Here is a 24229-nt window from a genome sequence, read left to right as displayed (position 1 = left end):
ATGTACGTCACGGCTTTTTTTGCTATTTTTCCTTGCATATGCCTGCTATAGTTAGATAGCAACCCAGAATTTTCATACAAAATAGAACAGGAGGACAATTAGAGCAAGACCATCGAGGGGCATTGACAGATTAAGAGAGACAGAGGGGAAAACATGAAAAAACTAGCGAAGGGCTTATTAAGTGTAGCACTTACATCCATGGTGCTAGGAAGTGCGATGATGGGGATCGCCGCACCGGTAAAGGCCGCAGAAGCACCTACCAAAATTACGTTGCTGGGTACATCTGACATTCACGGACGATTCATGCCGTGGGATTATGCGCTGGATGGCCCGAATCAAAATGGCAGCATGACGCAGTTGTTCACGATGATTAAAGAGATTCGCAAAGAAAATCCGAACACTGTGTTGCTGGATGCAGGCGATTCGATCCAGGACAACTCGGCAGAGCTTTTCAACGACCAACCGCAGTCTCCTATCATGGTTGCAATGAATGAAATGAACTATGACGCGTGGGCCTTTGGCAATCATGAATTTAATTTTGGACTCGATGTATTGGATAAGGTCAGCAGCCAATACAAAGGCTCTGTTTTGGCAGGGAACATTTACAAAGAAAATGGCGAGCGTTTCTTGCCTGCATACACGATCATTGAGCGTGCCGGTGTAAAAATCGGCGTCATTGGGATGAACACACCGATGATTACCGATTTCGAAAAAGGAACCGATCATCTGGATGGCCTCGTAATCAAAAATCCGGTAGAAGAAACCAAGAAAGCCGTAAAAGAGTTGGAAGGCAAAGTAGACGTCATGATCGGTCTCATGCACATGGGCATCGAGAATGAAAACGGTATTCCGGGTACGGGCGTAGCAGATATCGCGAACGCCGTTCCAGAACTGACTGCGATTTTTGCAGGTCACATGCACAAGCTTGTGAAAAAGGAAGAGATCAACGGCGTCCTGATCACAGAGCCGGACAAATACGGTACGCATCTCTCTCGCATTGACCTGACTTTCGAAAAGAAAGACGGCAAAGTCGTGTTGACTGACAAGGAAGCGACTGCGCTCCCTGTAAAAGGCGCAGATGGCACACCAGCGGTATCCGATGCAGCGCTGGAGACCAAGCTCCAGCCTTTCCATGAGTTCGCGCGTGCAGATGCCAACATCGTTGTAGCAGAGCTCAAAGGCATGAACTTGGTACCGAAAAATGAGATCGAGGGCATCCCGACGGTCCAAATTCAGGAGACGCCACTATCTGACTTTTTCCATGAAGTGATGCTCTACTACAGCAAAGCAGACGTGGTTGCTCACCAGATCGACAACGACAAAGCCAAGCTGGATGTCGGTCCGATCAAGAAAAAGGATATCGCCTACAACTACCAATACGCGGGTGGCGAGATTACCGTATACAAAGTAACCGGAAAAGACCTGAAGGACTATATGGAATGGGCTGTGGGCTACTTCAATTCCACGCGCCCTGGTGATGTGACAGTTAGCTTTGATCCGAAACGCCGCGCTTCCAAATACAGTACCAACGATTTCTTCGGTGGCGTGAAATACGAAATCGACCTGACCAAGCCATACGGCAGCCGCATCACGAACCTGCGCAAGCTCGATGAGACACCGATCAAGGCTACAGATACCTTGAAGCTCGGAATGAACTCATACCGGATGGAAGCTTTGCAGGCAAAAGGTGGCGCGTTGGAAGGACGCAAGTTTGAACAGCTCTGGTCTTCCAAAGACAACAGTGCGTTTGGTGAAACGGGTGGAACAATTCGCAACCGTGCGATTGCGTACCTGAAAGAAGTGAAAAAAGGCGTTTACGAGCCAAAAGTACAAAACAACTGGAAGATTACAGGTGTGGACACCACTGCACCTGAACGCAAGGACGTAGTAGAGCTGATCAATGCAGGCATTTTGAGCGTTCCAAAAACGGCAGATGGCAAATACACCAATATCGCTTCCATCAACATCAAGGACGCGGTAACCAAAGAAGAAATCACCGAGCTGTCTGCAAAAGCAAAAGTCGATGCAGCGAAGTTCACGTCCCTCAAAACAAAAGGCGAATTTTATCATCAACTGAACGAAGCAAGAAAGGCTGCGGAAAAATCGGTCACACCGCCAACCAAAACGCAGCAAAAGAAATAAACAGAGATGAGCGCAAGAAAGCCGTGACGCTAATAGTCACGGCTTTTTCTTTTTCTATGACGCTACCCTGTCAACGAACGATTCTTCTGCGGTACTTTACCAAGTACAACAGGAACCCGAGCAGCAGCAGTCCTTGACCAACAATCGCACCGGAGATGGAAATGCCGATATAGGTGATCAGGTAGTAAATCCCGGAGCCTACGGCCATCAGCAGATTCTCAATGAAGTTTTGAATCGCAATCGTTTTTCCTGAACCGACCATCCGTTTACCTTCGTCCTGCAAGACAGTATTCATCGGGATAATGAACACGCCGCCCATGAACCCGACGAGAAGCAACAGACAGATGGCAACAAAGGTGATATTCGTCCAAGGAAATAGCACGATGATGAGAAACATTCCGAATCCGTATGTCAGCGATCGAGTGAAATGAGACAAAGGAATGAGCTTCGGAGCGAGAAAAGCTCCGGCGATAATTCCGATGGATGTCGTTGCGAGAATCAGCGATACAGAGAAGCTCTCCGGGTTAATCCCCAGCGCGAGGGGAATCCAGGCCAGAACAGCCACGCGCAGGACAGCAGAGGACATCCAGAATGCTCCGGTTCCAATCAGGGCAAAGCTTGTTTCCGGGCGATTCATCAAGTGCTGGAAGTCGATGAAAAAGCGTCGTGCTTCTGCCCCATAGCGAATCGATGCATTCCCTTTCATGCGCGGAATGAAGAAAGTCATCCCAAGCGACAGCAGATAGATCAGCAGACAAATTCCTGACGAGATAAGCGGTGCTGTCATGTTTGCGATGGCTCCACCACCACCGATTCCTGTCAAAATGGCAAAGATCGTATAAGCTTCGATGCGTGCATTCGCATGAAACAGTTCATCTTCATTTCGAGTCAGCTCTGGCAAAATTCCGTACTTGGCGGGAGAATACACAACGGCTCCGACTCCGACTGTGAAGTAACACAACATCAACATCATGATGCTTGATTGGTCAATGAAAAACAGCAGGACGACACCAAGCGCTTTAATCAGGTTGCCAATCACCAGCACGATTGACTTGGCATGCTTGTCGGCAAAAGGCCCAACCAGTGGAGCGAGAAAAACGTAAGGAAGAAAGAATGAAATCGATACGAGTGCAAGCATCGCGGGAGAAAAACCGTTCTCCCGCAGCAGATTCGCGATGACAAACAAAATCATGTTGTCGGCAAAGGCCGATAGAAATTGAGTGAAGTACAGGGCTTGTAGTGGTTTTAATCGTATGTTCACATCATTTTCCTCCCGTTTCGGCCAGCTGTTTCAGACTGACGTAATCCGTTTTGCCGCTGCCGAGAAGTGGTAGAGCCTTGATGACTTGCATCGTACCTGGTATGAGCAATGGCGAGTATTGTTTTTCCGTCAAATACGCGCGCAATTGGCTCAGCGAAACCGATTCATCTGTGGTAAATAGCAGGACACGCTCACCTTTTCGCGCATCATTCACTGTGATTGCAGCAAAGCCGGAGTGTCCGAAGCATTGCATAGCCAATTCTTCAACCAGATTGAGCGAGACCATCTCGCCACCGATTTTGGCGAAGCGCTTCAGGCGAGATTGGATGCTGAGAAAGCCGTCCTTGTCAGCTGTAACCAAGTCACCTGTGTGGTACCATTCCTCAGCGGGAACAAAGCCTTTTCCGTGAATCATATAACCCTTCATGACGTTCGGACCCTTCACCAAAAGCTCTCCGCCAGCATCGATTCCTTCGACTGGTTCCAGCTTGGCGGACATTCCTGGCATCAAACGCCCGACGGTTCCCGGTTTGTTTGCCAGCGGGGTGTTGAGCGACAGGATCGGAGCTGTTTCCGTTGCCCCATAGCCTTCAAAAATCCGTACACCGAACTTTTCCATCCATAACTTGCGCACATCGTCCTTTAGCTTTTCTGCACCTGCAAATACATAGCGCAAGGAGTAGAAGTTGTAAGGGTGGGCCATACGTCCGTAACCAGCCATAAAGGTCGAGGTTCCGAAGAGAATCGTTGCGTTTTGATCATAGACCAATTCCGAAATCGCCTTGTAATGCAACGGACTTGGATACAGATAAACCGGGATGCCTTTCACTACCGGTAAAAGCGTTCCCGCAGTGAGGCCGAAGCTGTGGAACATAGGCAGGGCATTGAAAAACTTGTCGCGACTCGTAATGTCAATCACACTAGTCACTTGTTGAATATTCGCGTACAGGTTCGTATGCGTCAGGATGACACCTTTTGGCTTGCTCTCACTGCCAGAGGTGAAGAGTATCAGCTCGTTGTTAGACGCTGAAGCTTTTTTCTTCCGCAAATAAGAAAAGAGTGCGGACACTTTGTCAAAAGCAGTCGCGGATGCTTTCAAATCCTCGAGGTAGATAATGTTCATGCTCGGTGAAAGACCTGCGATGATGTGCCCCAGCTTCCCTTTTTCAATGAATACACGCGACGTCAGGATCGTATCGATCTGGGCAGTCTCACAGCAATCCAGCAAGGAACGAATGCCGAGCGAAAAGTTCAGGATGGCTGGGGTGGCTCCGATGCGAAACAACGATAGCAACGTTACGAGATGACCTACTGAATTGGGAAGGAATACACCGACAACCGGTTTTCCCAAGAGCATCGGCTGCAATTTGTTGCCGAGTAAGTAGCTGCCGATTAACAAGGTCTTGTAGTCGATCGCGGACGTCAGGTCCTTGGCGATTTCCATTTTTGCACCATTCAGGCGAGCTGCTTCGAGAACTTCATCAAACAGATTCACGTTTTGCTTCATTCGACTCTCGAACAAGCCTTCTTGGAGAATACGCAGGATACGATCATTGGCCGTGGCTTTTTGTTCGCGCATCGACAGGTTTGGATCGCGCTCGATGGTGAACGGAGTGCCTACTGTCATGGTCACATCCGGGAACCAGGAGAGCTTCAGCTTTCCTTTCAAATACGAGAAGATCGAGCGTTCCAGGCCTTTAATGATGATCGGGTAAACCGTTACACCAGTTCGTAGAGCGAGATAGCCGACACCGCTGTAGATTTTCATAATGCCGCCCGTCGTCGTGATCCGACCTTCTGGGAAAATTACCAGCGTCTGTCCGTTGCGAAGGACGCGGAGCATGTGGCGGATGGAGTACGGGTTGAGCGGATCGATCGCAATATGCTTGCGGAAGCGGAGGAAAAACGCAAACCGCTTGGCGATCTCCGTGTTGACGACAAAGGTCGCTTCTTTTGGCAAGCAAAAGGATAGGAGTACCGCATCTAGCAAGGAGACGTGATTGGGAGTGATAAGAGATGGCTTCGACAAGTCGATTTTGGAGAGCCCAAGCACACGAGGGCGAAACCACAGCATCAGTATCGTTTTTAAGAAAGAATAAATAAGGGCCATGTGGACCACACCTTTACAAAGGATAAGTGAGTTGCTCTATAGCTTTTATTGTAAGGAGTGGAGCATGTAAAAAAAGTACCAACATTCATTGGTACCTGGTAATAAGACCTAGAATAGCTTTTTTTGGCTGGCTTTTGCGGCCGCTTCCTTGCTTGTTTTGACGCCCATTTTTTTCAGGATTCGATTGATGTGATTTTTGATCGTACGCTTCGTGATGTGGAGAGATTGTTCAATCTGCGTTTGCGTATGACCTTGGTGGATTAGTTGTAGGATGTCCCTTTCTGCGGGAGATAACAGCTTTTGATTTTCATCGTTTTTCAAACGCAAAAATTCGTTGCGCAGTGCCGCAGCTGCCGTAGGGTGAATGGCAGATTGGCTGTTGTGAGCAGCACGGATAGCGTCGGGAATTTCCTTGAAGCTCGATTTGCTGATGTAATTGACGGCACCCGCTGAGAAGGATTCCACGATCACTGCCTCGTCTGTCAGAGAGGTGAGCATGATGATTTTACTGTCAGCTTGGAGTGCCATGAATTCAATTGCCGTCTCGATACCGTCCAGATTGTTCTCGGTCAAGTTAATGTCCATCAGGACGACATCCGCTTTGGCAGGCAAAAAGCGCTCGATTGCTTCTGCTTTGAACCCGGCTTCCCCTACTACGGTGAGATCCGGTTCTTTGTTCAGGAAGTCAATGAGACCTTTGCGCCAGATGGGATCATCCTCTACTAAAAATACCCTGATTGGATTCATGTTTGTGAGCGTCCTTTCGCTATTCAGAGTCGTTTATGATGACGCGCTTTTTCGGGAAGAACAGGAAAACGGTGGTTCCTTTGCCTTGCTCACTGTAGATTTCAAGTTGGCCCTGATGCTTTTGCATGACATTGTAGCAGTAGGAGAGCCCAAGACCAAAGTTTTGTCCTGTCCTTTTTGTCGAGAAAAAAGGATCGAGTACATGAGGCAGGTTCTCTTTGGTAATGCCTGTGCCTGTGTCCGCGACAGTGATGATGAGATGCTTGTAGGACAAAAATAATTGAAGATGGAGCTTGCCGCCCGACTTCATGGCTTCCAGCGCATTCATGCACAAGTTGGTGATGACTTCGCGCAGTTGTACGCCATCGCCATATAAGCGGAGGGTTTCGTCTAATTCACTAACGACTTCTACCTGTTGTTTCAGGGTGTAGGGCGTCAAATTTTGTGTGACTTGCTCGATGATTTGGCCAGGGTCACATGGTTCTTCGCGCAGCTCGACGTCCCGCAACTGGTTTTGAATCCGATTCATCATGTCCAGCATATGTTGCGAGGATTGCATCAGGACAAGCGCGTCTTCTTTTAGCGACGGCTGGTTGGTTTCATCTGCATATGTCTCGATACGGTCGGCATATAGCGAGATTTTGCCTGCTTCATTTTTGATCGTATGGTTAATGATTTGCGCACCGGAAGTCAAGGCGCGCAAGGTACTGTCCAGACGTCTTTTTTCTACGCGGAGACGGACGCCAAGGAAGCCGTATTTCAAACTGATAGCAACGATCAGGATAAACTGGATCGTGACCACGCCTATGTTGTAGCGCCAAGCCTCGTAATCGTTCTGGATACGCATGATATAGATGAAAATAAAGACGAAAAATAACGGAACGATGATGATTACGTTCGTGAAAAAGCTGTTTTTTTTCACGAGCGGATCTTTTTCTCGCATGTACTGCACGACAAGCAGCGTACAGGAGAACAGAAAAAACGGAATCACCCATGCCACCATAATCCAGTAGTTAAAAAGCAGCTCGGGATAAACGGGTGTAATCCAAAGCATCCCAAGCGGCAGGATGAGAGCAGCGTATTGTATCGTCAGCTTTACTCTGCGAGACAAAAATTCAGCTGAGTGTACGGCAAACATGAGAAACGTGTAGGGCAAACCCACTTGGCAAACAAAGGAAGAGATGCGGCTCACCAATATCAGGGTGTTCGTGGTCCCGGGCTTTGCGGCCAGGTAATCTGCAAAATGGGGCATGATCGTCTCGTCAATCACGCCTGAGATAAAGCCCCCAGCCCCAACAAAGGCAGTCGCACAAGCCCAGCGGATCGACGTTCGTTTCGGGTCTGTGAACAACACGAACAGACCTAATGCCCATATGGTAAACAAGATGAAAACCATCATGGATTTGCTATCTCCTGTCAATCATTATTTATCTATTATATCGTACACCAGGGAAAGGAGACGGAAAAATAAATCAACGGGACAAAACGGGGAAAGGGCGAAAAAGCAGCAAGCAGGTTTTTCCAAATATTCGTGGAAATGAAAAGGATTGGTTGTGCATTTCGTGACTTTCTATCTATTCAACGGTGGGTGATAGAGTGAAGCGATTAGATTTCATATTCCAGACGTTAGTAGACGCTGGTCCTGATAAAAAAGTAAGCGCTTCAGAGTTGGCTGAGCGGCTTGGTTTGAGTCGAGCGAATGTGAGTAGCGATTTGAACCGGTTGTGGAAGGAAGGCCGAATCGAGAAGGAAGAAGGGCGTCCGACGCTGTTTTTTGCCAAGCAAGGAAACGATTCGCTCTATTTGGCGGAGACGTCGCTGGACAGGCTGGCGAAAACCAACAAGAGCCTGATCACGCGTATTGAGCAGGCAAAGGCGGCCGTTTTGTATCCGCCGCGAGGAATGCATTGTTTGATTTTGGGGGAAACGGGTGTAGGCAAGTCGTGGTTTGCTGGGATGATTCATGAGTTTGCCGTTGATATTGGACGCCTGGATAAGCATGCTCCTTTCGTGATTTTTAACTGTGCCGATTATGCCAACAACCCGCAGCTCTTATTCAGTCAATTGTTCGGGGTCAAAAAAGGGGCGTACACCGGAGCGGAGATGGACCGCAAAGGACTCGTGGAAAAGGCAGACGGTGGCATTCTATTTCTCGATGAAGTGCATCGGCTGCCTGCGGAAGGACAGGAAATCTTTTTTACCTTTATGGATAAGGGGATATTCCGCCGCGTAGGGGAAACAGAGATGGAGCGGACGGCTCACGTCCAGATTGTCATGGCCACGACAGAAAATCCGGAGTCGAGTCTCTTGAAAACATTCATGAGGCGAATTCCCATGGTCATCAAGCTGCCCTCTTTGGTTGAGCGTGGCTTGGAAGAACGTTTTAGTATTACGATGGAGATTTTTCAAGAAGAGGCTTTTCGGTTGGGGAGAGAGATTCAGATATCGGCCAATGCTGTGCAGGCATTTTTGTGCTATCACTGCCCGAATAACATTGGACAGTTAAAAACGGATATTCAGCTCACCTGCGCCAGCGCCTATGCCGAATTCATTTCATTAAAAAAGAATCAGCTACATGTGTCGGTTCAGGACCTGCCACATCATGTCAAGCAAGGGCTGCTTTTAGTGAAGGATTACAAGCAGGAGCTAGATGAAATCATTGGGACGGAGCACAATTGCTTTGTCGTGCAGCCATCAAAAGAGGGCATCTGGATCGGGCGAGAAACAGGAGATACGACGGACAGCGTCTATGAAAAAATCGAGCAAAAAATATATGAACTGCAAAACCTCGGTGTGAGTGAGGAAGAATTGGAGTTTGACATCGAGAATTATTTTACGACCTTTATCAAGGGTGTCCATCAACGAGTGAATAAGGGCGACATGGCCCGGATTATCGACCCGTTCATCATACACCTCGTGGAAGAGATCGTTCGCTTCGCAGAGGCCAAGCTGGAGAAGATTTTGAGCCAGAAGGTGATTTTTGGTCTCGCGCTGCATATTCAGACGTCGAAAGAGCGCCTCGCACAAGGCAAGCAGATTGTAAATCCGCAAATCAACCATGTGCGAATCAAATACAAGAAAGAGTTTGCTGTGGCGCTAGAGTGCGTTCGCATGATAGAAGAAGCGATACTCATGGATCTGCCAATTGGTGAGGCTGGATATTTGACCATGTTTTTCGTGCTCGACGATGTCAGCATGGAGGAAGAGCGGGAAACAATCGGGGTGCTCGTGATTACGCACGGCAGCGGCGGCGCGACAGCGATGGTCGATGTGACGAACCGATTGCTGGTCACACAATATGCCAGAGCCATCGATCTGCCGCTTGAAGAAGATTCCATGAGTGTTTTGGAAAAAGCACTGAAAGTAGCCAGAGAGATCGGGAGCAAGGCTGGATTGCTGTTGCTCGTTGATATGGGGTCCTTGCTCGGCTTTGGCGAGATCATCGAGCGGGAGATGGGCATTCCGGTCAAGGTCATTCCGATGGTCAGTACGCCGCATGTGATTGAAGCCACTCGAAAGGCCATGCTCGGTCATTCGCTGGAGGATGTTTACCGAGATGTCGTGGGCATGTCGCTCTATCAGCGGGAGGAGCAGCCGAAAGAGCAGGTGCAAAAGCATGTTCCGGCGCTGACGATCGTAGCAGCCTGCCTGTCTGGGGAAGGAAGTGCCTTGTTTTTGAAAAAGCTGCTGGAATCAAGGCTCAGGTACGATGATAACCTGCTGGAATTTGTGCCGCTGCAACTGATCGATAAGGCACAAGCCCGCAGTCAGCTTCGGAAAATCAAGGAGGAGAGGAAAATTCTCTTCGTGGTGAGCAATTACATTCTCGACCGCGAGTTGCGCCACCATAGCATGGACGATGTTTTGAACGGCGAGGCGATGTCTGATATCCAGAAAGTGATTGATCTGGAAGAGGCGTACCTGAAGATGCAAGATTCGCTGGGGGAGCATCTGCAAATGGTAGACGGACAAGATATTCTCGCTGACGTGAGGATGTGTGTCGGCCGTATGGAGGAGCGACTGAACAATACTTTGGTTTTTGACACGCGAATAGGGGCTTACTTGCACATTTGCTGCCTGGTGGATCGCTTGAAAGCAGGGACGCAATCCGTGGCGTATATTCAAAAAGACAGTTTTTTGCTGGAGAACCGCAAGCTGTACAGCTTAATCCGCCATGAATTATTGCCGCTGGAAGACAAGTATGAGGTAGTGATCAGTGAAGACGACGTTTGCTTTATCATGAATTTCTTTATACACAATAAAACACTGGCGTAACCAGTGTTTTATTTTTTGCCTTTTCTATATTCAAACTCAAACACTACAGCGCTTACATAAAAACACTAATGAGAATGACAGGCAACGAGGTCGCGAAATATGCCTAACCATGCGGTTCTTTCGGTAAGCGCATACATTTTTTGGTGTTTTGGCACGTAACTTGCTCTTACAGTAAGGCATCACTCGTCGAGAGGAGGGGGTACAATCCATGAATATTTTATTGTGTTGCGCAGCGGGTATGTCGACAAGCTTGCTGGTTCAAAAAATGGAAGAGGCTGCCAGAGAAAAAGGGTTGGACGCTAAAATATGGGCAGTTTCCGCAGATGAAGTAAAAAATCATATTGATCAAGCAGCAGTGCTCTTGTTGGGGCCACAAGTACGTTACAAGCTGACAGAGATGAAAAAAGAAGGGGCATCCAGAGGAATTCCTGTAGACGTAATCAGCACGGTCGATTACGGAACGTTGAACGGGAAAAACGTGCTTGAGTTTGCACTTCGTCTAAAACAGTAGGAGGGGGATGCGTATGGGCGGATTTGTTTCATTTATGGAAAACCGCATGATGCCGATAGCAGGGAAAATGGCGGAACAAAAGCATCTGCAGGCCATTCGTGACGGAATTATCCTTACTTTGCCTTTGTTGATCATTGGTTCACTGTTCCTCATCATTGGCTTCATACCTATACCTGGTTATGATGAATTCATGGGCGGTATTTTCGGCGAAAAATGGCGGACGAAGCTGCTGTATCCGGTAGGCGCTACTTTTGACGTCATGGGATTGATTGTCAGTTTTGGCGTCGCCTACCGACTAGCAGAGAAATACAAGGTCGATCCGCTGTCGGCTGGAGCGATTTCTGTTGCTTCCTTCTTGCTCGCGACTCCGTATAAAGTAATGTTCACCCCTGAGGGAGCGAGTGCAGCCCAAGAGGTAGGCGGAGTCATTCCCGTTACATTGATGGGTAGTCAGGGATTGTTCGTTGCCATGATATTGGCGATATTAGGAACCGAGATTTATCGCAAAATCATCCAAATGAAAATCGTCATCTCCATGCCACCCGGCGTTCCCCCTGCTGTTTCCCGCTCTTTTGTGGCATTGATCCCTGCGGGTGCTGTGCTTATCGTTGTCTGGCTGATTCGGATTCTGCTGGAAAACACCTCTTTCGAGAGTATTCATAATATTGTAAAAGATCTGCTTGTCGGACCATTGAGTGTGGTTGGCAGCAGCTTGATTGGCGCCATCATCTGCGTGTTGCTTATTCATATACTCTGGGCTGTTGGTTTGCATGGTGCCGCGATAGTCGGTGGCATTATGAGTCCCATCTGGCTGACACTGATGGACCAGAACAGAGCAGCGTTTCAGGCAAATCCGAACGGTGAATTGCCGAACGTCGTCACCACGCAATTTTTTGACATGTGGATATATGCAGGGGGATCAGGTGCCACTTTGGCTCTCGTTGTCCTGATGGTATTCATGGCGCGAAGCAAACAGATGAAAAACATCGGTAGACTCTCGCTCGGACCTGGTTTGTTTAACATCAATGAACCGGTCATCTTCGGAATGCCGATCGTCATGAACCCGCTCTTGATTATTCCGTTTGTGATTACCCCTGTCATATTGGTTATTATCAGCTATTTTGCGATGTCACTCGGATGGGTAGCAAAGCCAAGCGGGGTATCTGTTCCGTGGACGACACCATTATTTGTGAGCGGATATTTGGCTACAGGCGGAAAAGTATCGGGGATGGTTCTTCAAGCGGTGAACTTCATCATCTCGCTTGCGATCTACTATCCGTTCTTCCGCTTGTGGGATAAACAAAAGGTAAGTGAAGAAAAAGCTGGTACTGCTTCCAATACAGCTGTGACTATGTAATCGCTAGAGGAGAGGCTATCTATGAAACTGATTGTGAATGCAGACGATTTTGGGTATTCCAAAGGCGTCAATCTGGGCATCGTCGAAGCACATCGGGAAGGAGTCGTTACTTCTGCGACCTTGATGGTCAATATGGAGGGGTTCGAGCACGCTGTAGGACTGGCCAAAGAACATCCAACGCTCGGAGTGGGCATTCATCTGGTACTCACATGCGGAACGCCAGTTAGTCAGGATGTACCATCGCTAACGGACGGAGAGGGGCGTTTTCGGCGTGGGCAAGATCATTTGGTTTCTGCTGCACCGGAGGAGATCGAGCGGGAGCTGCGGACGCAATTGGAGAGATTCGTGGCGTCGGGGCTCAAGCTGACCCATATCGACAGCCACCACCATGTACATGCACATCCAGCCGTTTTGCCGATTGTTCTGAAGCTGGCAGAGGAATATAGAGTGCCAGTTCGCTATCCGTGGATGTCCGGGACACAGGAGCAGCGAGACCAGTCGAGTGTTTTGACGACAGAAGGCTTTTCTCATCATTTTTATGGAGATGACCTAACCGTACAATCCTTCGTCAGGATCGTAGAGGATATGGCAGATTATCCTGTAGTTGAGATCATGACGCACCCTGCTTATTTGGACGAAGCGGTACTGACAGGCAGTTCGTACGCAAAGCAACGAACCACAGAATTGAAAATTTTAACGGCAGCAGAGTTAAAGCAATACATTCGTGATCAAAAAATACAGCTCGTGACTTTTAGCGAACTTGGATAGGTGGAGATAGATATGGACCATACAGACGTTATTTTTCAACTAATACTTCACGGAGGAAACGCGCGGAGTCTGGCAATGGAAGCGATCGCTCTGGCTAAAAATAGAGACATGTCAGGTGCAGAGGATGCGTTGAAGCGTGCAGGAGAAGAGCTCGGTCGTGCACACCAAAATCAAACGGCACTTATCCAAAAGGAGATAGCAGGCGAAAAGACTGAGATCAGCATGCTCTTGATTCACGCCCAGGATCATTTGATGAACGCGATAACAGTCAAGGATTTGGCTACGGAGTTTGTAGAGCTTTACAGCCAAATCCATGAAGGCAAGGAGGCAGGAGTATGAGCGGAATCAAAATTGTAACGATCGGTGGAGGGTCTAGCTATACACCTGAGCTGGTGGAAGGCTTTATCAAGCGCTACGATGAGTTGCCCGTCCGAGAGTTGTGGCTGGTGGATATTCCGGAGGGCGAGAAAAAGCTGCAAACAGTAGGAGCCCTGGCAAAAAGGATGGTAGAGAAAGCAGGGGTGCCTATCGAGATCCATTTGACGATGGATCGGCGAAAAGCACTTGCGGGCGCAGATTTTGTTACGACGCAAATGCGCGTAGGTCTGTTGGATGCGCGGATCAAGGATGAGCGTATTCCTTTGAAATACGGAGTAATCGGTCAGGAAACCAATGGTCCCGGCGGATTGTTCAAAGGCTTGCGTACCATTCCGGTCATTATGGACATTTGTCGTGACATGGAAGAGCTATGTCCAGATGCTTGGCTGATTAACTTCACGAATCCGGCGGGTATGGTCACAGAGGCAGTGCTACGATATACCAACCGCAAAAAGGTTATTGGACTGTGTAATGTACCTATCGGGATGAAAATGGGTGTTGCTACTGTTTTGGGCGTCGAGCAGTCACGGGTTCATATTGATTTTGCCGGATTGAATCATATGATCTTCGGACTAGGTGTGTACCTGGATGGGGAAAACGTCATTTCCCAGGTAATCGATAAGATAACGGGCGACCAATCGGGTATTACGATGCAAAACATTTTGGACCTTGGTTGGGATAAAGATTTCATCAAAGCATTGGGGATTCTCCCTTGCCCGTATCATCGTTACTACTACCAGACCAGCACGATGCTGGAGCATGAGCTGGAAGAAGCGGAGCAGAAGGGTACGCGAGCTGAAGTGGTCAAGCAGGTGGAAGCAGAGCTATTTGCACTCTATGAAGACCCAGACTTAGATATCAAGCCTCCGCAGTTGGAGAAGCGTGGCGGGGCCTATTACAGTGAGGCTGCCTGCAATCTGATTTACTCCATTTACAACGACAAGCGCGATATTCAGACGGTAAATGTTCGCAACAATGGAGCGATTGCCAGCATTCCGGATGATTCGGCAGTCGAAGTGAACTGCGTCATTACAAGAGAAGGACCGATTCCTTTGGCTGTTGGTGATTTGCCTGTTCCCGTGCGTGGACTCGTACAGCAAATCAAATCGTTTGAGCGAGTGGCAGCCGAGGCGGCTGTAACGGGTGATTACCATACGGCGCTACTGGCGATGAATATTAACCCGCTGGTATCGTCTGACGTGATCGCCAAAAAAATACTCGATGAGATGCTGGAGGCGCACAAGGAGCATCTGCCCCAGTTTTTCAAGCCCGTCACATAAGGATGGTACTCGTGTGAAATACAAACTCCTCGCCTTGGATGTGGACGGAACGATTTTAATGTCGAATCATACCTTATCCAAAGTAACAGAGCAGGCCATTAGCCAGTTAGTGAAGCAAGGTGTCCACGTCACACTGGCAACCGGCAGGGCATACCCATCGGCCAAATCATTGGCACAGCAGTTCCAGATCAGCGCACCACTTGTTTCCCATGATGGCGCATACGTTGCAGATCCCAAGACGGATCAGGTGCTGTATGTACAGCGTATTCCGTATGAGATCGCGGCGAGGATTACAGATATACTTGTATCGCATGGCTTGGATGTCATGCTGCTGCATGAGTCTTATGCTGTCACGAATCGCACCTGGAAATGGACGGACTTGTTTCCGTTGTTGAATGCCTGGACACTGCGCCAGCTCTGGAAAAATCAATACCCGCTCAGAATCCAGGCTTCGCGGTTGATAGCGGGATACGTTCGAAAACATGAAGTGTGTGCTCCGAAAATATTCGTCACGGGCGACGAGAAGCGCCTGTTGGCAGCAAGACAAGAGCTGGAGAAAGCCGAGCTTTCGGGGATTCGCGTGACGGCTTCGGGCGCAAATAATTTGGAAATATTGCCTGTGGGTATCTCCAAGGCAAGCGGTCTTGCGGTAGTGAGTGAGAGACTTGCGATTCAGCCTGACGAGATCGTTGCTGTAGGCGACAATTACAATGATGCAGAGATGCTCCAATTCGCCGGAATGGGTGTGGCGATGGGCAATGCTCCTGACGATCTGAAACAGCTAGCTCGGCATGTCACGGAAACGAACGATCGGCATGGGGTGGCAGAGGTCATTGAGAAGTTTTTTCTGTAAGAGGTTGGTCAAAAAGACGACTTTTTGAACTTGCATGATAAGCATTCAGACAGGAAGGGAGGCGTGAAATTGATCCGAATGAATCTGGAAGTAGCCGTGAGTGGAGGTCTCCATGCTCGCCCTGCTTCTGTCTTGGTGAACCTGCTCAATCAATACAGCTCGTCGGTCAAGATGATCTACAATGACAAGCAGGCTAATGGCAAAAGCATCCTCAGTGTAATGGCTCTGGGGGTAAAGACCGGAGATGAAATTATGTTTGAGGTGGAGGGGGCCGATGAGCAAGAGGTGGCTGCCAGTATTGAGTCCCTATTTGAAAGGAACTTTGCCATCTAACAGGGTGAAAACCACGTAATAAAGCCAGCGCCTGACGATCGGGCACTGGCTTTTCTATGTGATCTTTAAGCGTGTTTGCGGAATACAACGATGACTTTGAAGTAATCGCCATCAATATCGATCGACAGCCTGCCGCCTTGCAATTCTACGATGCTTTTCGCGATAGCCAAGCCGAGGCCGGAGCCTTCGGTATGACGGGATTGATCGGCGCGCTTGAACCGTTCAAACAGTTCCTGTGCATCAAAGTCGATTTCGTAGGCGGAGACATTTTTGAACGTCAGGATGACCTCATCCTGTGTCTCTGCCAAATGAATCAGGACGCGTGTATTCGGCATGGAATACTTCAGGGCGTTGCCAATCAGATTCTCGAATACACGCCACGTTTTCTTGCCATCCAGAGGAGCGACGATCTTTGGCTGCTCCGTCGTTACGCGGAAAGTGAGCGTCGATTGCTCGATTTTGTCACTGAATTCTGCAATGGATTGGTTGAGCAGGGAGGCTACATTCACTTGCTCGATATTTAGCTCAACCGCACCGCTGGACATTTTGGCTGCGTCAAACAGGTCATCGATGAGAACGCGCAGTCGATCTGCCTTGCGATCCAAGACATCGACGTAGCTCTTGCGTTCCTCAGGTGTCAAGTTTTCTTGTTTGAGCAGGGTAACGTAGTTGATAATCGACGTAAGCGGTGTTTTCAAATCATGGGAAACATTTGTGATCAATTCAGATTTCATACGCTCGCTTTTCATCTGCTCTTCCATCGCGTGCTTGAGACCCTTTGTGATGTTATTGAGAGAGTGCGCGAGATCAGATAACTTGCCTTTTTTTACCTTCTGGATCGTAGTGTTCAGATTGCCCCCAGCCATTTCGGAGGCACCTTGCATGATGCGGTTCATCAGTCCCAAGCGTCTAAGCGAGTATGGGAAAACCACGATCATGTAAAACATGCCATACAAAAAGCTGAAAAACAGTAAGCCGCCAGCTCCTTCGATAAGCCCGACGAATCCGAAACCGATACTCATTCCGAACACGACAGTCAGGATGAACAACGTGGATACTTTAAAGAACATGCCGCGATTGGCATAGCTTTCTTGAAGAAGGATACGCTGTCTGGCAAAGATACTCTTTTGCCACTGTTGCAAGAATCTCTCGGGTTCTTTGTACATGAGCCGCGCCTCCAGCAGTTGTAAAAGCAGGTAAGCGGTGAACAAGGATACGAACGCAAGGGTAAAGATATGCACACCATCAATCGGCAAGAAGAAAAAGCGCAGGTTCGCCAACATAATGAAGTACGTAATTCCAAGTACGAACACCAGACCCATCCGAATATCCAGCGGGATAAGGCGGAACAGAGCCATGCTTTTTGTGACAATAGGCACTTCTGCCGGTTTGCCTGTTCGCAAGTACAAAAAGCTAAAAGCAATGATGAGGAGAGTGACCGTAAGCAAGACAAATTCGGCAATCAGCCGCTCCCGAATGGAATCGTAGTAAAGGGCATCTGCGTGGACCTGACTATATCCGTCTGGTTCTTTTGGGACATAAAAGATACCGCTTAGTTGATTCAGTTGATAAGTGCGATTGATGCTATCCAAATCCCCGTTCGTATTAGGGAGGTTGATTGTGTAGCGCGCATATCGGGCCAGTTCCCATTCTGTAGGTTCTTGCGCGAGATTGGTGTAAACTTTGTTGTTCTTTTTATCGGTGACGTAGTATTTGAAGGAGCCGCTTCGCAAGGTGAGGCTATTTTTTTGTTCCTCGTACTCGGTATCTCTTTCGGCGATTCTGTTGTTCACTTGCTCCTGATAATGCGACGTTGCTTTTGCGATGTTTTCTTGCAAGCTTTGTGAATATTCTTCCGTTAATTGGGCGACTCTCTCGTTGTCACCCTCACTTTTTGCCCGTTTTATCGAATCTAAGAGCGGGTTATCTTCTTTAATCGTTCGGAGGGTTTCCTCATGCTCTTTTTTGAGCTGATTCGCTGTCTTCTCGTCGAGCTTTCCTGGAGTGTAGCTTGCATAATCTACATGAACGTTTTTCACCAGCTCGGCAAATGTCTCTAATTCACGATTAAAGCCTGAGCTTTGAAAGTAATTATCCTCTTGGAGATTCTCGCGTTTATGGTACAGATCGGCCATTGTCAGGAGAGCGAGCGAAATACTCACGATCATAACAATGAGCACGGGCACCGCAAAGCGTTTATTTTTCGATTTTGTATCCAATTCCCCATACCACCTTCAAATATTTTGGTTCCTTCGGGTTGATCTCTATTTTTTCCCGAATGCGTCTCACGTGGACAGCTACCGTGTTTTCCGCGTTCATATAAGGCTCTTTCCAGACCCGTTCATAGATTTCCTCGATTGAAAAAACGCGGCCCTTGTTTTCCATCAACAGCTCCAGGATTTTGTATTCGGTAGCTGTCAGCCTGACCTCGTTACCGTCAATCGCTACATTTTTTGTGCTTTTGTTCAAGGTCAAGCCGCGTACCTGAATCTCATCCTCTGTCATTTGAGCGCTTCCCAGATTGGTAAAACGTCTTAACTGAGATTTGACCCTAGCGATCAACTCCAAGGGATTAAAAGGCTTCGTCACGTAGTCATCAGCACCGATGTTGAGCCCGAGGATTTTATCGGTATCCTCTGATTTGGCAGAGAGCATGATGATCGGGATGTTTTTTTTCTGGCGAATTTGAAAGGTGGCGGTCATCCCGTCCATTTTGGGCATCATGATGTCCATCAGGATGAGTTGGATCTCTTCATTCTCCAGTACTTCCAACGCTTCCAGTCCATTGCTAGCCTTGAATACGGTCATGGATTCATTTTTGAGATAGATTTCGATTGCGTCGCGGATTTCAGCCTCGTCGTCGACTACGAGGACTTGATATTTGGTCATGATTCGTCCCACCTTATGAATGCATTCATGGTACTATCTTAACGCCCAGCTCTAACAAAACAGTAATGAAATGTCTTACAAATTTCTTAATAAACCGCGTTCAGGAAATGCTAGCTGATAGGATCGAGCCGATAAATAAGGTAAGATGTGAGAAAGAATACGAGAAAATTGGTGATGGCTTTGCTGGAATGGACAGGGGAGAGAATCATCCCCAAGCTGTTAAAACCTACGAATGGCATGCTGATGGAGCATATAGCCAGATATTATTTTGCCGCTCCTTATGTAAAAGGTCGAGTGCTGGATATCGCTTGCGGTACCGGCTACGGATGTCATATGATCGCAAAGGATCGAAAACGAGAGCTGACGGAAATGATCGGAGTCGACAACGATGAGGCGACGATATTGTACGCCGATCGGGAATACAACCATCAAAAGATTACGTATCAGCAGGGTGACGCGCTTGATCCGGCGCTTCCCGAGCAATTGGGATTGTTTGATACGATTTTGAGCTTTGAGACTATTGAGCATGTCGCAGACGATTTGCTGTTTATGGATAACTTGTATCGGATGCTGAAGCCAGGTGGTACGCTTGTGCTGTCCAGTCCATTTGGCAGAGGGCGGGGCATGCAGACGAGTGAGCCCTTCCATGTTCATCAGCTAACGCCGGAAGAGTTCGCGGAGCTGTTTGTACGCTATTCTGACGTGGATATGTACTATCAGAGAGGCGTTACGTTTGAAAAAACACCCCGAGATGGCGTACGGTACTTTATCGGCATGGCAGTATGTACGAAATAATAACGGATCGATTGATGAATGGAGATGGCGAAACTGGCTGATTTTTGGAGATTGGGAATTCGCAAGGAATTGATACATGCCCTGCAAGAGAACGGGATTACGGAACCGACACCGATTCAGGAACAAGCAATCCCTGTCGTACTCGAAGGAAAAGATGTAATCTCGCAAGCGCAGACGGGAACGGGAAAGACACTTGCATTTATTTTGCCGATCTTGGAAAAGGTTGATCCGGAAGCAGCGCATGTTCAGGCATTGATTTTGACGCCTACGCGAGAGCTTGCCCTGCAAATTACAGCAGAGGTTAAGAAGCTTGTAGCGATGCTGGATGACGTGCATGTGCTTGCTGTTTATGGTGGACAAGATGTCAATCAGCAACTGAGAAAGCTGGCTGGAAAAATACAAGTAGTCATCGCTACGCCGGGGCGTTTGTTGGACCATCTGCGCAGAGGGACGATCGATTTATCGCAGGTATCGATGTTTGTCCTGGATGAGGCGGATCAAATGCTGCACATGGGGTTTTTGCCCGAGGTAGAGGATATTATGGCCAAAACACCTTTCGAAAAGCAGATCATGCTGTTTTCGGCCACCATGTCGGAACAGGTGCAATCACTTGCAAAGCGCTTTATGCAAAAGCCAGAAAATATCAAAGTTCAGGGCAAACGCATCACGCTAGACGATATTCGCCAAATCGTGGTGGAAACGACAGACCGTGCGAAGCAAGCCACGCTGTGCAGTCTCTTGGATGAAGAACGTCCGTTTCTCGCGGTGATCTTTTGCCGGACGAAGCGCAGAGCGAGTAAGTTGAATGCTGCGTTGCAAGGTTTGGACTATATGTCTGACGAGCTGCACGGCGATTTGTCACAGGCGAAGCGCGAAGATGTCATGAAGCGTTTCCGCGAAGCCAGGATTCAGTACTTGGTCGCAACTGATGTGGCAGCGCGCGGGCTTGATGTAGAGGGAGTTACGCACGTTTTCAATTACGACATTCCAGAAGATGTAGACAGCTATATACACCGGATCGGTCGAACGGGACGAGCCAAGGAAAAAGGAACGGCGTTCACACTGGTGGCGGGGAAGGATTGGGGGCAACTCAGGGAGATTGAAGAAGGGATCAATCTGTCTCTGGAGCGGCGTGAAATGGATCGTGGAGAGTCGGGCGATCAAAAGAAACAGACACGACAGCAAAGGTCTGAGGCTGATCGATCCGGGAAGGACGAACGTCGCGGGGACAAGCAAGGTAGAGGCAAAGGCAAAGGGAAGCCGTCTGAGCGAAGCAAGAAAGGCTCTGGGGAACGCCGAAGAGATGGGGAAGGGCGTCAACAAAAGAGCGACGGTTTTGAGCGCAAGCCGAAGGAACGTGACCGAGCAGCAGGCGGTTTCGATCGCAAGCCGAAGGAACGTGACCGAGCAGCAGGCGGTTTTGATCGCAAGCCGAAGGACGGTAACCGAGCAGCAGGCGGTACTGGACGTAAGCCGAAGGAAGGAAACCGTGCAGCAAGTGGTTTTGATCGCAAGTCTAGCGGCTCTAGCAAGAAGCCAGTACCTGCACAACGCAGTTCAGCCCGTCCGAATGCAAAACCAGGCAAAAGGACAAGCTCTGCTCCTGCAAATCGTACTTCTCGCAAAAAATCCAGATAGCAATCCAAGCAAAAAAAGACCGTTCCAGCCAACGAAAGGCGGGAGCGGTCTTTCTTTTTTATGATTCGGGCAATACCCGTGAACGTGTGAGGAAGCGTACCCCCTCAGGTCCTTCCAGCGAAAACATTCCGCCACGCCCATTCACGACGTCAATGATGAGCTGCGTATGCTTCCAATACTCATACTGCGCTTTGCCCATGTAGAACGGGCAGCCTCCGATCTCCCCCAACAGGACGTCCTGCGCACCCACGAGAAATTCTCCGAGCGGGTAACACATGGGGGAACTGCCATCGCAGCAGCCCCCTGACTGGTGAAACATCAGGTCACCGTGTTTGGCGCGAAGCCGTTCAATTAATGCCAGTGCAGCATCTGTCGCGAGCACTTTTTCTGGCTGGCTCATGGATCAAAAGAAGCCCAGAGCTTGGTCGCTGTAGCTGACCAGCAGGTTTTTCGTTTGTTGGTAGTGAGACAGCATCATTTTGTGATTCTCGCGGCCGATACCGGACATTTTGTAGCCGCCAAATGCTGCGTGAGCCGGGTAAGCGTGGTAGCAGTTGGTCCAGACGCGACCAGCCTGGATTTCGCGGCCCATGCGGTAAGCTGTGTTTGTGTCGCGTGTCCATACTCCAGCACCCAAGCCATACAGCGTATCATTTGCCATGGCGAGCGCTTCTTCTGTATCCTGGAAGGTCGTTACGGAAACGACCGGACCGAAGATTTCTTCCTGGAAGATGCGCATCTTGTTGTGGCCTTTAAAGACAGTTGGCTGGATGTAGTAGCCGCCCTCGAGATCACCTGCAAGCTGTGCACGAGCGCCGCCAATCAGGCATTCGGCTCCTTCTTGTTTGCCGATATCCAGGTAGGAGAGGATTTTTTCTACCTGCTCCAAGGAAGCTTGTGCGCCGATCATCGTATCTGTATCGAGCGGATTTCCTTGCTTGATATTGGCTACCCGTTGCAGGGCACGCTCCATGAATTGATCGTAAATGCTTTCGTGAATGAGCGCACGGGATGGGCATGTGCAAACCTCGCCTTGGTTGAGCGCAAACAGTACGAATCCTTCAATTGCTTTGTTAAAGAAGGCATCGTCTTTTGCAGCCACATCCGGGAAGAAGATGTTTGGCGATTTTCCGCCCAGCTCCAGCGTCACTGGAATGATATTTTGGGAAGCGTATTGCATGATCAAGCGTCCTGTCGTCGTTTCACCTGTAAAAGCGATTTTCGCGATGCGGTTGCTTGAAGCGAGAGGTTTACCCGCTTCCAGACCGAAGCCGTTTACAACGTTGACGACACCAGGCGGGAGCAGGTCGCCGATCAGCTCCATCAGCACCATGATGGATGCAGGTGTTTGCTCTGCTGGCTTGAGGACGACGCAGTTTCCCGCAGCCAAGGCTGGAGCCAGCTTCCATGTAGCCATGAGGAGCGGGAAGTTCCACGGAATAATTTGACCAACGACACCGAGTGGCTCATGGAAATGGTAAGCGACCGTATCGTTATCGATTTCAGCGAGTGTACTTTCTTGAGCGCGGATGGCTCCGGCGAAGTAACGGAAATGGTCAATTGCCAGCGGGATATCGGCCGCGAGTGTTTCACGAACAGGCTTGCCGTTTTCCCACGTCTCTGCGTTTGCCAGCATCTCCAGATTTGCTTCCATCCGATCCGCGATTTTTAACAAAATATTCGCGCGCTGTGCAACAGAGGTACGACCCCACGCGTCTTTTGCCTCATGGGCAGCGTCCAGTGCCAGTTCAATATCTTCGGCTGTCGAACGGGCTACCTCGCAAAAGACCTTGCCTGTTACAGGTGATGCGTTTTCGAAATACTCACCCTTCACTGGCGGAACCCAATTACCCCCGATGTAGTTTTCATAACGATTTTTGAAAGTCACCTTGGAACCGACTTGGCCGGGCTGAGCATAGATCATTGCGAGCGCCTCCTCATTTATCACATATTTCTTTACAGCCCTCTCTAAAAGCAAGTCTCGTACCAACGTGAAAAAGCTCGAAATGACAGCGTTTTCTGGAGTGGATGAGCGGAGAAATTGTTCCATAATGGATCATGTTGTGTTCCGTATTGGGACAAAAGAGTGGGTAGCTGTCGGAAAATGACCGATGACGGCTAGGGGTGTAAAATATGTTTGACACATCTTGTTGTCGTGCCCTATAGTTTGGGTGTAAAAGGTTTTTTACACCCACCTGTAAATGAAAGGTGAACGGACTCCATGAAAAATCGAATAAAGGAATTTCGAGAAAAAGGGAACATCTCGCAAGGCAGGCTGGCTGAGCTGTGTAATGTTAGCAGACAAACCATCAATGCGATAGAGAACAACAAATACGATCCGAGCCTGCAATTGGCGTTTGATTTGGCGAGGAATTTAGGGGTAACGATTGACGAGCTGTTTCAACCATACAGTGAGGAGTGAGAGAAGCTATGAAAAAGTTCAACGTGATTGTTTCATCCATCCTATTGTTAGCGATCGCAGGGCACGGAGGCTATCGGTGGGTTCGTTATGAGTTGCTGGATGTAAGCACGATCATTTTCGGTTGCATTGCACTGTCATACTTGTTGAACTCGATCACATGGGGAGACTACGAGGGCGGGAAATACAGTGAAAATGACGAATTAGACAAGCATATCAAGACGCAAAGTGCGAGAATCGGGTACTATGCGCTTATGGTGCTGTCTGCTGCGGTCCTGTTTCTGTCGGAAGGGGTTACTGCACTCAATGACATTCAAAACATTCCGTTGGCAGTCGTCGTCGGTTTGACGTTCATTGTGGCGCCGATTACGGAATTTTTCTATTCGCGGAAGTTCAGATAAATAGCAACCAGTCGGACAAATGTGCTCGTGGTTCGACTGGTTTTTCTATAGCAAAGACTCTCATGCTATACT

Annotated in this window: 21 protein-coding genes; 13 read left to right on the top strand and 8 right to left on the bottom strand. The window is 48.8% G+C overall.

Going from position 1 to position 24229, the window contains the following annotated elements; all coding sequences use genetic code 11:
• Positions 1-153 precede the first annotated feature (153 nt).
• Positions 154-2142 (top strand): bifunctional metallophosphatase/5'-nucleotidase, encoded by a 1989-nt coding sequence (locus HP568_RS01340; RefSeq protein WP_173628102.1) that lies wholly within the window; start codon positions 154-156, stop codon positions 2140-2142.
• Between the two features lie 70 nt (positions 2143-2212).
• Here the strand turns inward: HP568_RS01340 and lplT are convergent, their stop codons facing one another.
• The 4 genes from lplT to HP568_RS01320 all read right to left on the bottom strand — a co-directional run bounded on the left by lplT (position 2213) and on the right by HP568_RS01320 (position 7659).
• Positions 2213-3403 carry a lysophospholipid transporter LplT gene (gene lplT / locus HP568_RS01335; RefSeq protein ID WP_048035267.1) on the bottom strand — a complete coding sequence of 397 codons (1191 nt, stop codon included), beginning with the start codon at positions 3401-3403 and terminating at the stop codon, positions 2213-2215.
• 1 nt (position 3404) lies between these two features.
• Positions 3405-5513, bottom strand: coding sequence for an AMP-binding protein (locus HP568_RS01330; RefSeq protein ID WP_173628101.1), 2109 nt, complete (start codon positions 5511-5513; stop codon positions 3405-3407).
• Between the two features lie 108 nt (positions 5514-5621).
• Entirely contained in the window at positions 5622-6260 is a 639-nt protein-coding gene (locus HP568_RS01325) for a response regulator (protein WP_173628100.1), read from the bottom strand.
• A gap of 19 nt (positions 6261-6279) precedes the next feature.
• Positions 6280-7659, bottom strand: a complete 1380-nt coding sequence (locus tag HP568_RS01320; RefSeq protein WP_173628099.1) for a sensor histidine kinase — start codon at positions 7657-7659, stop codon at positions 6280-6282.
• Between the two features lie 197 nt (positions 7660-7856).
• Between HP568_RS01320 and HP568_RS30130 the strand changes: the two genes are divergently transcribed.
• The 8 genes from HP568_RS30130 to HP568_RS01280 all read left to right on the top strand — a co-directional run bounded on the left by HP568_RS30130 (position 7857) and on the right by HP568_RS01280 (position 16015).
• On the top strand, positions 7857-10535 hold the full coding sequence (locus HP568_RS30130) for a sigma-54-dependent transcriptional regulator (RefSeq protein WP_173628098.1): 2679 nt from the start codon (positions 7857-7859) through the stop codon (positions 10533-10535).
• Positions 10536-10743: 208 nt separating this feature from the next.
• Positions 10744-11046, top strand: coding sequence for a PTS sugar transporter subunit IIB (locus HP568_RS01310; protein WP_015893830.1), 303 nt, complete (start codon positions 10744-10746; stop codon positions 11044-11046).
• A 7-nt stretch (positions 11047-11053) separates the two neighbouring features.
• Positions 11054-12403, top strand: coding sequence for a PTS cellobiose transporter subunit IIC (gene celB / locus HP568_RS01305; RefSeq protein WP_113732297.1), 1350 nt, complete (start codon positions 11054-11056; stop codon positions 12401-12403).
• 21 nt (positions 12404-12424) lie between these two features.
• Positions 12425-13171 (top strand): chitin disaccharide deacetylase, encoded by a 747-nt coding sequence (gene chbG, locus HP568_RS01300; RefSeq protein WP_048035262.1) that lies wholly within the window; start codon positions 12425-12427, stop codon positions 13169-13171.
• Between the two features lie 12 nt (positions 13172-13183).
• Entirely contained in the window at positions 13184-13510 is a 327-nt protein-coding gene (locus tag HP568_RS01295) for a PTS sugar transporter subunit IIA (protein WP_048035261.1), read from the top strand.
• Positions 13507-14829, top strand: coding sequence for a 6-phospho-beta-glucosidase (locus HP568_RS01290; protein ID WP_173628097.1), 1323 nt, complete (start codon positions 13507-13509; stop codon positions 14827-14829). Before HP568_RS01295 ends, HP568_RS01290 begins: the two co-directional genes overlap by 4 nt.
• A gap of 13 nt (positions 14830-14842) precedes the next feature.
• Positions 14843-15682 carry a Cof-type HAD-IIB family hydrolase gene (locus tag HP568_RS01285; protein WP_173628096.1) on the top strand — a complete coding sequence of 280 codons (840 nt, stop codon included), beginning with the start codon at positions 14843-14845 and terminating at the stop codon, positions 15680-15682.
• 69 nt (positions 15683-15751) lie between these two features.
• Positions 15752-16015, top strand: coding sequence for an HPr family phosphocarrier protein (locus tag HP568_RS01280; RefSeq protein WP_048035997.1), 264 nt, complete (start codon positions 15752-15754; stop codon positions 16013-16015).
• 65 nt (positions 16016-16080) lie between these two features.
• Here HP568_RS01280 and HP568_RS01275 read toward each other — a convergent pair whose 3' ends face one another.
• The gene (locus HP568_RS01275) at positions 16081-18234 is read right to left on the bottom strand and encodes a sensor histidine kinase (protein ID WP_173628095.1); all 2154 of its coding nucleotides are present in this window, start codon (positions 18232-18234) and stop codon (positions 16081-16083) included.
• Positions 18212-18904 (bottom strand): response regulator transcription factor, encoded by a 693-nt coding sequence (locus HP568_RS01270; protein WP_048035257.1) that lies wholly within the window; start codon positions 18902-18904, stop codon positions 18212-18214. Before HP568_RS01270 ends, HP568_RS01275 begins: the two co-directional genes overlap by 23 nt.
• Positions 18905-19078: 174 nt before the next feature.
• Here HP568_RS01270 and HP568_RS01265 point away from each other — a divergent pair, with 174 nt between their 5' ends.
• Positions 19079-19699: a class I SAM-dependent methyltransferase gene (locus HP568_RS01265; protein WP_173628132.1), complete on the top strand. Its 621-nt coding sequence runs from the start codon at positions 19079-19081 to the stop codon at positions 19697-19699.
• Positions 19700-19717: 18 nt separating this feature from the next.
• Positions 19718-21337, top strand: a complete 1620-nt coding sequence (locus HP568_RS01260; RefSeq protein ID WP_173628094.1) for a DEAD/DEAH box helicase — start codon at positions 19718-19720, stop codon at positions 21335-21337.
• A gap of 58 nt (positions 21338-21395) precedes the next feature.
• Here the strand turns inward: HP568_RS01260 and HP568_RS01255 are convergent, their stop codons facing one another.
• Together HP568_RS01255 and adh are read right to left on the bottom strand one after the other, a co-directional pair.
• Positions 21396-21737, bottom strand: a complete 342-nt coding sequence (locus HP568_RS01255; protein WP_173628093.1) for a DUF779 domain-containing protein — start codon at positions 21735-21737, stop codon at positions 21396-21398.
• A gap of 3 nt (positions 21738-21740) precedes the next feature.
• Positions 21741-23261: an aldehyde dehydrogenase gene (gene adh / locus HP568_RS01250; protein WP_048035254.1), complete on the bottom strand. Its 1521-nt coding sequence runs from the start codon at positions 23259-23261 to the stop codon at positions 21741-21743.
• Positions 23262-23558: 297 nt separating this feature from the next.
• On the opposite strand from adh, the gene HP568_RS01245 reads away from it, so the two are divergent.
• Entirely contained in the window at positions 23559-23759 is a 201-nt protein-coding gene (locus tag HP568_RS01245; protein ID WP_173628092.1) for a helix-turn-helix transcriptional regulator, read from the top strand.
• An 8-nt stretch (positions 23760-23767) separates the two neighbouring features.
• Complete coding sequence (locus HP568_RS01240) at positions 23768-24157, top strand: hypothetical protein (protein ID WP_048035252.1); 390 nt, start codon at positions 23768-23770, stop codon at positions 24155-24157.
• Positions 24158-24229 lie beyond the last annotated feature (72 nt).

Origin of the sequence: Brevibacillus sp. MS2.2, from assembly GCF_013284345.1 — a bacterium.
In the GTDB taxonomy this organism is placed as follows: Bacteria; Bacillota; Bacilli; order Brevibacillales; family Brevibacillaceae; genus Brevibacillus; species Brevibacillus brevis_C.
Note: the sequence above shows the minus strand (reverse complement) of the source record. Positions and strands in the feature narration are given on the sequence as shown.